Source organism: Nonomuraea sp. NPDC001684 (assembly GCF_053596515.1).
Map to the genome: position 1 here is coordinate 1 of NZ_JBSFGJ010000381.1, position 9019 is coordinate 9019.

General features: G+C 73.2%; 12 protein-coding genes. 6 read left to right on the plus strand and 6 right to left on the minus strand.

What is annotated here, in order from left to right:
- Positions 1-138: 138 nt before the first annotated feature.
- Both ACWCSD_RS40435 and ACWCSD_RS40440 read right to left on the minus strand, forming a co-directional pair.
- Positions 139-1428 carry a DUF7927 domain-containing protein gene (locus tag ACWCSD_RS40435; protein WP_449922800.1) on the minus strand — a complete coding sequence of 430 codons (1290 nt, stop codon included), beginning with the start codon at positions 1426-1428 and terminating at the stop codon, positions 139-141.
- A 281-nt stretch (positions 1429-1709) separates the two neighbouring features.
- Positions 1710-2138: a MarR family winged helix-turn-helix transcriptional regulator gene (locus ACWCSD_RS40440; RefSeq protein ID WP_449922802.1), complete on the minus strand. Its 429-nt coding sequence runs from the start codon at positions 2136-2138 to the stop codon at positions 1710-1712.
- A gap of 624 nt (positions 2139-2762) precedes the next feature.
- On the opposite strand from ACWCSD_RS40440, the gene ACWCSD_RS40445 reads away from it, so the two are divergent.
- On the plus strand, positions 2763-3524 hold the full coding sequence (locus ACWCSD_RS40445) for a sulfite exporter TauE/SafE family protein (protein WP_449922804.1): 762 nt from the start codon (positions 2763-2765) through the stop codon (positions 3522-3524).
- 32 nt (positions 3525-3556) lie between these two features.
- Here ACWCSD_RS40445 and ACWCSD_RS40450 read toward each other — a convergent pair whose 3' ends face one another.
- Together ACWCSD_RS40450 and ACWCSD_RS40455 are read right to left on the minus strand one after the other, a co-directional pair.
- Entirely contained in the window at positions 3557-4678 is a 1122-nt protein-coding gene (locus ACWCSD_RS40450; RefSeq protein ID WP_449922806.1) for an MFS transporter, read from the minus strand.
- Positions 4675-5427, minus strand: a complete 753-nt coding sequence (locus ACWCSD_RS40455) for a DeoR/GlpR family DNA-binding transcription regulator (protein WP_449922808.1) — start codon at positions 5425-5427, stop codon at positions 4675-4677. Before ACWCSD_RS40455 ends, ACWCSD_RS40450 begins: the two co-directional genes overlap by 4 nt.
- 44 nt (positions 5428-5471) lie before the next feature.
- Here ACWCSD_RS40455 and ACWCSD_RS40460 point away from each other — a divergent pair, with 44 nt between their 5' ends.
- From ACWCSD_RS40460 to ACWCSD_RS40470, 3 genes are read left to right on the plus strand one after another with little or no spacing between them, the layout of a single operon-like run.
- A complete protein-coding gene (locus tag ACWCSD_RS40460; RefSeq protein WP_449922810.1) occupies positions 5472-6443 on the plus strand; it encodes a helix-turn-helix transcriptional regulator in 972 nt (323 codons plus the stop codon).
- Between the two features lie 48 nt (positions 6444-6491).
- Positions 6492-7100, plus strand: a complete 609-nt coding sequence (locus ACWCSD_RS40465; protein ID WP_449922812.1) for a LysE family translocator — start codon at positions 6492-6494, stop codon at positions 7098-7100.
- A gap of 39 nt (positions 7101-7139) precedes the next feature.
- Positions 7140-7352, plus strand: a complete 213-nt coding sequence (locus ACWCSD_RS40470) for a hypothetical protein (RefSeq protein ID WP_352328267.1) — start codon at positions 7140-7142, stop codon at positions 7350-7352.
- 13 nt (positions 7353-7365) lie between these two features.
- Here the strand turns inward: ACWCSD_RS40470 and ACWCSD_RS40475 are convergent, their stop codons facing one another.
- Both ACWCSD_RS40475 and ACWCSD_RS40480 read right to left on the minus strand, forming a co-directional pair.
- The gene (locus ACWCSD_RS40475; RefSeq protein WP_397156666.1) at positions 7366-7791 is read right to left on the minus strand and encodes an SRPBCC domain-containing protein; all 426 of its coding nucleotides are present in this window, start codon (positions 7789-7791) and stop codon (positions 7366-7368) included.
- Positions 7788-8135 (minus strand): ArsR/SmtB family transcription factor, encoded by a 348-nt coding sequence (locus ACWCSD_RS40480; RefSeq protein WP_397157564.1) that lies wholly within the window; start codon positions 8133-8135, stop codon positions 7788-7790. The genes ACWCSD_RS40475 and ACWCSD_RS40480 overlap by 4 nt, the downstream gene beginning before the upstream one ends.
- Before the next feature lie 65 nt (positions 8136-8200).
- Between ACWCSD_RS40480 and ACWCSD_RS40485 the strand changes: the two genes are divergently transcribed.
- Positions 8201-8542 carry a VOC family protein gene (locus ACWCSD_RS40485; RefSeq protein ID WP_397156668.1) on the plus strand — a complete coding sequence of 114 codons (342 nt, stop codon included), beginning with the start codon at positions 8201-8203 and terminating at the stop codon, positions 8540-8542.
- Between the two features lie 36 nt (positions 8543-8578).
- A partial coding sequence (locus tag ACWCSD_RS40490) for a hypothetical protein (RefSeq protein ID WP_449922815.1) occupies positions 8579-9019 on the plus strand: 441 nt, incomplete at its 3' end.

Consider the following 9019-nt stretch of genomic DNA (forward strand, 5'->3'; position numbering starts at 1 on the left):
ACCTGCTCGCTGATTGCCGCCCCGAAGGCCGGGGCGGCGGCCGCGTGGGCGTCAATCTTGGGGTCTGTATTCCGGCCTTGGCACGCGAAGGAGAGGGGGCCGCAGGCCACGCCTGGACCCCCTTGGGACGTGGGACAGTTACCAGGGTCGTGGTTTGTGTGGTGATTTGTGGAAGACCTTCACGATGGTGCTGTCGGTGCAGTTCATGAGGGCCTCAGACGATTTGCAGTGCCAGGAGACCATGTTGCGCAGGAAACCGGGCGCGCGGGCGATCACCGTGTAGGTGATCGTGGCGGTCTGGCCTGGGGTCAGATCGCCGGTCCAGACCAGGGTGTCGCCGGAGCGCTGGACGGTTCCCGTCGTGGCCCGGATCGGTCCCGTGAGTGAGCCGTTGTCGAGCACATCGGTCAGGTCGTCGGTGACGGTGGCGCCGAGGAAGGTCCTGTCGCAGGTGTTGGTGACGCGGATGCGATAGTGCACCTGGTCGCCGACGGAGACCTTGGTCCGGTCGGCGACCTTGTCCACCTTCAGCTTCTCCTTGGGACACGGCTCCGGCGTGGGCGGGACGCCGCACGACTCGGTGTCGTAGGAGAGGGTGACCTCGCCGTTGCCCTCGCGGACGCCGGTGGTGTAGGTGGCTCCGGCGGGGCCGAGGCTCGACCCTCCGCCACCGCCGCCGCCGTACAGGGTGCTGGCGGAGGAGGAGCCGCCGGCGCCGCCACCCTGTGCGCCGCCGCCACCGCCGCCGCCCGAGCCCATGTGCGGGTCGGCGAGGTTGACGGCGCCGTCCCCGCCGGTGCGTCCTTGAGCGTCGCCGCCGGGAAGACCGGGAAGGTCGAAGTCGGCCACGGGCTGCCCGCCGGGGCCGCCTGCGCCGCCGTTGCCGCCCGAGGAGCCGCCTGCGCCGGCGCCAGGCTGGTTCGGAGTGGCGCCGTTGGTGCCGTTCTGGCCGCCGTCGCCGCCTTGCCCCTCCGTCCCACTGGCGAAGCTGCCGGCGCCGCCGCCACCGCCGCCGGCGATGATGAGCGGCTGGGTGCCGAGGGTGATCGTCGTCGCGCCGCCTCCGCCACCGCCGTTGGTGCCGTTGCCGGGTCTGAGGTCCTCCTGGAAGCCGCCGGGCCGGCCGCCTCCGCCGTAGCCTCCCGCCGCAGGCTCGCCGGTGTCGAGGTTCCCGCCCGTGCCCGCGCCGCCGACGTCGATCGTCAGCTCGTCTCCTGGATTCACCCGTACGGTGCCGCTGACCTCACCGCCTCGCCCGCCGGGAGATCCGTAGACGGCGGTGCCGCCCGCGGCGCCGAAGGCGTCCACGATCAGCTCGCACACTCCTTCGGGGACTGTGAAGGTCTGCGGAGCTCCGGTGTAGCCGAATGTCTGGCTCCCTTGCGCCGCCTGCGCGACGGTCGGCACGAGGGCCAGTGTCGTGGTCATCGTGGCTGCCGTTACACAAGACAGCCACTTAGAGTTAGCGAATATCACGGTTAGTAACTTTAAGTTGCGCCCGGTCACGATCTATCCGGCTGGAGGCAACGAGCTGCTCTGTGTCGTCACCTCAAGCAGGCGTGTGCCACGGTCGCCGACCGCGTGCTCACCGCTGCGTGGGTCCGGCGCGGGCGCGGCCAGTCGTGCCGTACGACATGGCGTTGCTCGGCAGGACCATGCCCGGTCGTCCTGAACGATCTCGGCCCGCCCGGGGCCATGGGGCCGAGGGGTCAGGGGGCGGGAAAGGCGGTGCGGATCGCTTCGCCCACCTGTTGCTGGACGGGGTCGGCGTCGGGGCCGAAGAGGCGTTCGTCGACCTTGGTGATGGCCTGGGCGGCCTCCCGCAGGAGGCGTTGCCCCTCGGGGGTGAGCTCGATGGTCGAGGCCGACCCCGCCCGCGCCGTACGGTCGCGCACCAGCCCCGCCTGAACGAGCCCCTTGACCGCCGTGTGCACGCTCTGCACCGAGATGCCCGACATGCGGGCCAGGTCGCTGAAGGACGCGCCGGGCACCCCGGCGATGTGTCCCAGCAGCCCCAGGCGGCTGATCGTCAGCTCAAGCGGCGCCAGCTCGGCGGAGAGCTCCGTCTCGACCCGCCGCGCCAGCGTGAGCACCACGATGGAGGTGCTCGACACGGGCGGTCCGTTCTCGATCGTCACCGGTCCAGTCTCGCCTACCCGGCCGGGACGGCGCCCGCCGGTCACCCGCGCGGCGAGTAGACGGTGTGCAGGAGGTCGCGCAGGAAGGCGTCGAGGCCGTAGTCGGCCAGCGTCTCGGCCGGTTGGGTGAGCAGGTAGTCAGGGCCGTGTCGAGGCACATCGTGACCGTTGCGGCGGTACGCCGGGTCGCCGACAGGCCCGCCGCCTCGTGGGCGCGCAGGCGCAGGGCCAGGTTGGCGCGGGTGGCGAAGCAGTTCTTGGCCGTGCCTTCCGGCAGGCACGGCCGCGGGTCGATCGCCCGGTGGGTCAGGCCCCTGCCGCCCTCCTGGGCCGGCACCTCGATCGCGGCGTCGCGCAGCTGGCACGCCGGTTCCGGTTCTCAGCCATGGCCTCCGTCCTCGCCGCCTGACCGCAGCACCGGAGCAGGCGAGGGACCGAGGTGAGGGGCCGGGGTGGGGGACTGGGCTGAGGGCCGGAGGGGCCGAGGTGAGGGGCCGGGGTGGGGGACTGGGCTGAGGGCCGGGGGGCCGAGGTGACAGGCCGGGGTTGGGGGTGGCCTGCGGTGGGTGGTTGGAGGGGGGCTGTAGTGTTCTGGGCGTTTCCTGGGGGAGTAGGGGGGGCGGCGTGCCGCTGGAGCAGGTTGTGGTGTTGCTGGCGGCCGCGGCAGGCGCCGGATGGGTCGACGCCGTCGTGGGCGGCGGCGGGCTGGTGCAGCTGCCGGCGTTGCTGATGACCGGCATGCCGCCCGTCCAGGCCATGGCGACCAACAAGTTCTCCTCGGTGTTCGGCACGGCCTCGGCCGCCGTGGCGTACGCGCGCTCGACCAAGATCGACCGTCAGGTGGCGTTACCGGGTGCGGCGCTGGCCGTGGTGAGCGCCGGGCTGGGCGCGTGGGCGGCGGCGGCGATCTCGGCCGACGTTCTGCGCCCGGTCGTGATGGTGGTGCTGCTCGGCGTGGCGGCGTTCGTCACGTTGCGCCCTTCGATGGGCGCCCTGCCGCAGCCGCACCTGCGGACCGACGGCCGGGTGGTGGCGGCGGTGGCCGCGGCGGGCGTGGGCATCGCCTTCTACGACGGCATCATGGGGCCGGGCACCGGCACGTTCCTCATCATCGCCTTCACCACCATCCTCGGCCTGGACTTCGTCTCCGCCTCCGCCTCGGCGAAGATCATCAACGTGGGCACCAACCTCGGGGCGCTGGCGGTGTTCGGGTTGCAGGGCCACGTGCAGTGGGCGCTCGGGCTCGGCATGGCGCTGTGCAACGTGGCCGGCGCCCAGGTCGGCGCCAGGATGGCGATCAGGCGCGGCACGGCGTTCGTCCGGGTCGTGCTGTTGTGCGTGGTGGTGGCGATGGTGATCAGGCTCGGCTGGCAGCAGTTCGGCTGATCCCCGGCACGCCGCCGCCCGCGATCGGATGCCTAAGACCGCAGGGCGGGGGCCGTCAGGGCGACGAAGGCCGCCATCAGCGCCGGTACGGCCAGCGCCCGCGGCAACCCGGCGAGCTGGGCCACCGCCCCGATGATCACCGGCCCCGACAGGAACCCCAGGTACCCCACGGACGCCACCCGCGCCAGCGCCCGCCCGGCGAAGGCCGGATCCCGATGCCCGGCGGCCGAGAACACCTGCGGCACGATGCATGACAACCCCGCCCCGAAGCAGCCGAACCCCACCACCCCGGCCACCGGCCCCCCGCCGAGCAGCGCCAGCCCGAGCCCCGCCGCCGCCAGCAGCCCGCAGCACCGCACCAGCGCCACCGGCCCGAACCGGGCGGCCAGCCGGTCGCCCGCCAGCCGCCCCGCGGTCATCGCGATCGAGAACGCGGCGTACCCGGCGGCGGCGAACCCCGCCGAGGAGGCCAGGTTCTCGCGCAGGTAGACCGAGCTCCAATCGGCCGCTGCCCCCTCGCCCACCAGGCAGCAGAAGGCCAGCACGCCGAGGAACAGGATGCCCTTGGGGCGTCCGGACCCCGAGCCGCCGGCCGGCAGGGGAGCGGGCGTCGAGCGCAGCGCCCACCGCCAGGCCGACACCGCCAGCACGGCGATCACCGCCCCCACGCACCCGAACGTCACCGACGGCGGCAGCCCGGCCTGCGCGAACAGCCCGCCCGTGGTGGCCCCGGCGAACCCGCCGACGCTGTAGACGGCGTGGAAGGACGACATCACCGGCCGCCCGAAGGCACGTTCCACCTCGACGGCGTTGGCGTTCATGGACACGTCCAGGACGCCGTGGACGATCCCGAAGACCAGCAGCGCGGCGGCCAGCGCGCCCAGGCCGGGGGCGAAGGCGGGCGGCACCAGCACCACGCCCTGCAACAGGGCCGCCGGGATCATGACGCGGCTGCTGCCGTACCGGTCCACCAGGCGGCCGACGGTCGTCATGCCCGCGACGGCGCCCGCGGCGATGGCCAGCAGCGCCAGGCTGAGCCGTCCCGCGTCGAGCCCGAGGGCCTCCTTGATGGCGGGGATGCGGGCCGTCCAGGTGCCGATGGCCAGGCCGGCCAGGAAGAACAGCAGGTGGACGGCCGTCCGTTCGCGTCTCATCCGACCTCCTTGACGTCCACCCCGGCCGCGAGGAGCGCGTCACGCTGCTCGGGCGGCACGCCCTCGTCGGTCACCACGACGTCCAGGCGGGAGATCGGGCAGACCGCGCCGAAGGCCGTACGGGAGAACTTGCCCGAGTCGCAGGCCACGATCACCCGCCGGGCGGCGGCGATGGCCGCCCGCTTGACCGCGACCTCAGGCAGGTCGTGCGCGGTCAGGCCGTGCTCGGCCGACAGGCCGCAGCAACCGATCACCGCGGTGTCGAAGCGCAGCGCCGCGATCGAGCTCTCGGCGAGCGGGCCGGTGACGTTCAGCTCGCCCTTGCGGACCTCGCCGCCGGGCAGCACCAGGCGCACCCGCGGCGCGGCGGCCAGCAGCGAGACGGCCTGCAACGCCAGCGGCAGCACGGTCAGCCGCCGCCCGGCCAGGGCGCGGGCCACCTCCAGCACGGTGGTGCCGCCGTCCAGGACGACCGCCTCCCCGTCGGCGATCAGCGCCGCGACCTGGACGCCGATGCGCCGCTTGGCCTCCACCGCCTCCCGCTCGCGCACCCCGAACGGCGGCTCCTCGCCGCGCAGCAGCAGGGACAGCGCCCCGCCCCTGACCCGGCGGACCACGCCCTGCTGGGCCAACTCGTCCAGGTCGCGGCGGATCGTCATCTCCGACACGCCGTGCCGCTCGGCGAGCTCGGTCACCGAGACGCTGTCCTGGGCGCGCAGGGCGTTCATGATGGCGGTCAAACGTTCCATCTGTTCATACAAACACCGAAATTGTGCGCAATACAATGACGAGTATGCGTGCCAGCCGCCTGCTCTCCCTCCTCCTGCTGCTGCAGACGCGGGGCCGGATGACCGCGCCCGAGCTGGCCGCCGAGCTGGAGGTGTCGATCCGCACGGTCTACCGGGACGTCGAGGCCCTGTCGGCGGCCGGCGTCCCGGTCTACGCCGACCGCGGACCGGCGGGCGGCTACCAGCTCCTGGACGGCTACCGCACCCGCCTGACCGGCCTGACGGCCGAGGAGGCGTCCTCGCTGTTCCTGGCCGGGCTGCCGGGACCGGCCGCCGAGCTGGGGCTGGCCGACGTCGCGGCGACCGCGGAGCTGAAACTGCTGGCCGCGCTGCCGCCCGAGCCGCGCTCGCACGCCTCGCGCATGCGCGAGCGTTTCCTGCTGGACGTGCCCGGCTGGTACCGCTCGGCCGACGACGTGCCGCACCTGAGCGACGTGGCCGAGGCGGTGTGGGACCAGCGGCCGCTGCACATGACCTACCGCCGGTGGGGGCAGCGGGAGGTCGACCGGGTGATCCACCCGTACGGGCTGGTGCTCAAGGGCGGCTCCTGGTACCTGGTCGCCGCCCCGCCCGAGGGCTCGCCGCGCACCTACCGGGTCTCGCGCATCCTCACCGTCGAGCAGCTCCCGGGCCGGTTCCGCAGGCCGGAGGGGTTCGAGCTGGCGGCGTTCTGGCGGGCGTACGCCAAGGAGTTCCGCGAGCGCATGTACACCGCCGAGGCCGTCATCAGGCTGGCGCCCGGCCGGGAGGACCTGCTGGCGTACACGATGGGGTCCGACGTGGTCGCCGCGGCGCTGGCCGCGGCGGGCGAGCCCGACCCCGAGGGCTGGCGCACGCTCACCATGCCGGTCGAGTCGCTCACCCACGCGCGCTGGCTGCTGCTGCGCATGGGCGCCGACGTCGAGGTGCTGGAGCCGGCCGAGCTGCGGGCGCTGATGGCCGAGGCGGTGGCCGGCCTCGGCAAGCTGTACCTCTAGCGGATAAATGGCGGGAAACGGGCGGCCGTCTCTGTCAGCATGCCCAGCATGTACCTTCTGGCTTTCGTCGGCGCGTGCTTCCTGGTGGCCATGGTCCCCGGCGTGAGCACCGCCGTCATCCTGCGTCAGACGCTCCGCTCCCGGGGCTCCGGCCTGGCCGCCGCGCTGGGCAACGAGACCGGCATCCTGCTGTGGGGGCTGGCCGCCGCGTTCGGGCTGTCGGCGCTGCTGATGGCCTCGCAGGTCGCCTACGACGTCATGCGCGTCACGGGCGCGGTCGTGCTGGTGGTGATGGGCGCGCAGGCGCTGTGGCACGCGCGCAGGGGCACCCCGCCGGTGGAGGTCGAGGCGGTGGCCGGCCTGCGCGGGTCCTACCTGTCGGGGCTCGGCACCTGCCTGGCCAATCCCAAGGCCGCGGTGTTCGCGATGTCCTTCCTGCCGCCGTTCGTGCCGGCCGGGCAGAACGTGCCGCTGACGCTGGTGACCCTCGCCGTCGTGTGGGTGCTGGTGGACACCGTCTGGTACGGCCTGCTCATCTGGACCGTCGCCAGGGCCAGGGACTTCCTCGGCCGCCCGGCCGTCAGGCGCCGCCTGGAGCAGATCTCCGGCGTCGTGCTCATCGGCCTCGGCGTCCGCCTGGTCCTGGACGCGCGATGACCCGCTGAGCGGCGGGAGATCGTGGACTACCGTTAGGGCATGACCAACGACCTGGCGTCCCTGATGAGGCAGGCGCAGGACGACGATCCGCTGCTGGCCCTGCACGCCACCACCGCGCTGCGGCGCGAGATCGAGCGCCTGGAGGCCGTCCAGGTGCGCCGGGCCAGGGTGGCGGGCCTGCCCTGGGCGCAGATCGCCGACGCGATCGGCGTCAGCAAGCAGGCCGTGCACAAGAAGTACGGCCGCCGCTGATCACGCCCGCGTATCACGCCCGGGTCCATCGGGCGGCGAACCAGTCCAGCACGATGTTCCAGGAGTAGCCGCGGCGGATGCGCCCGGCCACGTCCGGCGGCAGGGTGTCCAGGCCGCGGTGTTCGAGCAGCACCCGCGTGCCGTCCTCGACCGCGGTGAAGGCCACCTCGATCTCCATCCGGCCGCCCGGGTTGAGCAGGTCGGCCCAGACCAGGCGGCGGGGCGGCTCCCAGTGCACGATCCGGCCCAGGTCGGCGTGGCCGCCGTCGTCCCACAGCTCGCGCAGGTAGCCGTCCTGGAAGCGGATGGCCACCGCGCGGGCGGGATCGACCCAGCTGTGGCGGCCGCGCACGTACCACTGGTCGATCTCGTCGGTGAACATCCGGAACGCGGTCGCCGGATCGACCGGCACGACGACCGCCGCCCGCACCGCGCTCACCGCCCGCGCTCCACGTGGTCCTTGAACGAGCCGAGCTGCTCGGCCCAGAACGCCTGCACCTGGTCCAGCCACGCCTGCAGCGCCGCGAACGGCTCCTGGCGCAGGGTGTAGAGCCGCAGCCGGGCGTCCTCGCCGCCCGCCTCCGCCCGCACCAGGCCGCCGGCCCGCAACACGCGCAGGTGCCTGCTGAGCGCGGGGGCGCTCATCCGCACCGCCTGGGCCAGCTCGCCGGCCGGGCGCGGGCCCTCGCGCAGCAGGTCGATCACCTTGCGCCGGGTGGGGTCGGCGAGGGCGGCCAGCGTGGCGTCCAGTGTGGCGTCCAGGTCGTTAACGTCGTTGTTAATCTTTGCCTGCTTCCGTTATGGTGTTGATGCTTAACGATAACGGCAATTGTTGCGGGGAGACGTGCATGAGTGTCCAGCTGGGTTACTACACCCTGTCGGTCGAGGACCTGGAGCGCGCGGCGGCCTTCTACGGGCCGCTGTTCGGCTGGGAGTTCAGGCGCGAGCACGAGCGGTACCTGCACGTCACCAACACCGACGTGCCGATGGGCCTGCGCGCCGGCGGCCCGTCCGCGCAGCCCAACCTCTACTACCACGTAGAGGACATCGACGCCGCCGTCGAGCGGGTGCGCGAGCTCGGCGGCACGACGGGCGAGGTGTACGAGAGCAAGTCCGGCCGCGGCTGCTCCTGCACCGACGACCAGGGCACCGAGATCAGCCTGTGGCAACCCGCCCCCGGCTTCGAGTGACCCTCCCCGACCTCACTGCCTAGGTAGGCTTCGCCGGTGACGACAGACGTGTGGCGCATCACCGGCCAGTCCCAGATAGACAGTTATGTCGGTAGGTGGGTGGATCTGGCCGTGCTGCTGGTCAACGAACTGGCCGTCACCCAGGTGCGTGGTCGTCCCGCCGGGCCGCCGGCCGACCGGCGCGCCGCCCTCGACGCCGCCTTCGTCCAGCATGGATGGACGCCCAGCAGGGCGCTGACCGGCGCCGACGCCGACCGGCTGGCCGGGGTGGCCGAGGAGCTGCGGCCCGCCTTCACCGCGAGCCCCGCCGCGCCGGCCGCGCTGAACCGGGCCCTGCTGCGGCACGGCGCGGTGCCCAACCTGCACGGCGACCCGCCGGTCCTGGCCTTCCACGGGCCCGCCGCCGGCCTGGTGGACGCGTGGGCGGCCGACACGGCCACCGCGCTGGCCATGGTGATCGGCGTCGGCCAGGGGGTG

Coding starts and splice junctions, on each gene's coding strand:
- ACWCSD_RS40435 (WP_449922800.1), bottom strand. CDS start 1,428: ATGACCACGACACTGGCCCTCGTGCCGACCGTCGCGCAGGCGGCGCAA.
- ACWCSD_RS40450 (WP_449922806.1), bottom strand. CDS start 4,678: ATGAGACGCGAACGGACGGCCGTCCACCTGCTGTTCTTCCTGGCCGGC.
- ACWCSD_RS40455 (WP_449922808.1), bottom strand. CDS start 5,427: ATGGAACGTTTGACCGCCATCATGAACGCCCTGCGCGCCCAGGACAGC.
- ACWCSD_RS40460 (WP_449922810.1), top strand. CDS start 5,472: ATGCGTGCCAGCCGCCTGCTCTCCCTCCTCCTGCTGCTGCAGACGCGG.
- ACWCSD_RS40465 (WP_449922812.1), top strand. CDS start 6,492: ATGTACCTTCTGGCTTTCGTCGGCGCGTGCTTCCTGGTGGCCATGGTC.
- ACWCSD_RS40470 (WP_352328267.1), top strand. CDS start 7,140: ATGACCAACGACCTGGCGTCCCTGATGAGGCAGGCGCAGGACGACGAT.
- ACWCSD_RS40485 (WP_397156668.1), top strand. CDS start 8,201: ATGAGTGTCCAGCTGGGTTACTACACCCTGTCGGTCGAGGACCTGGAG.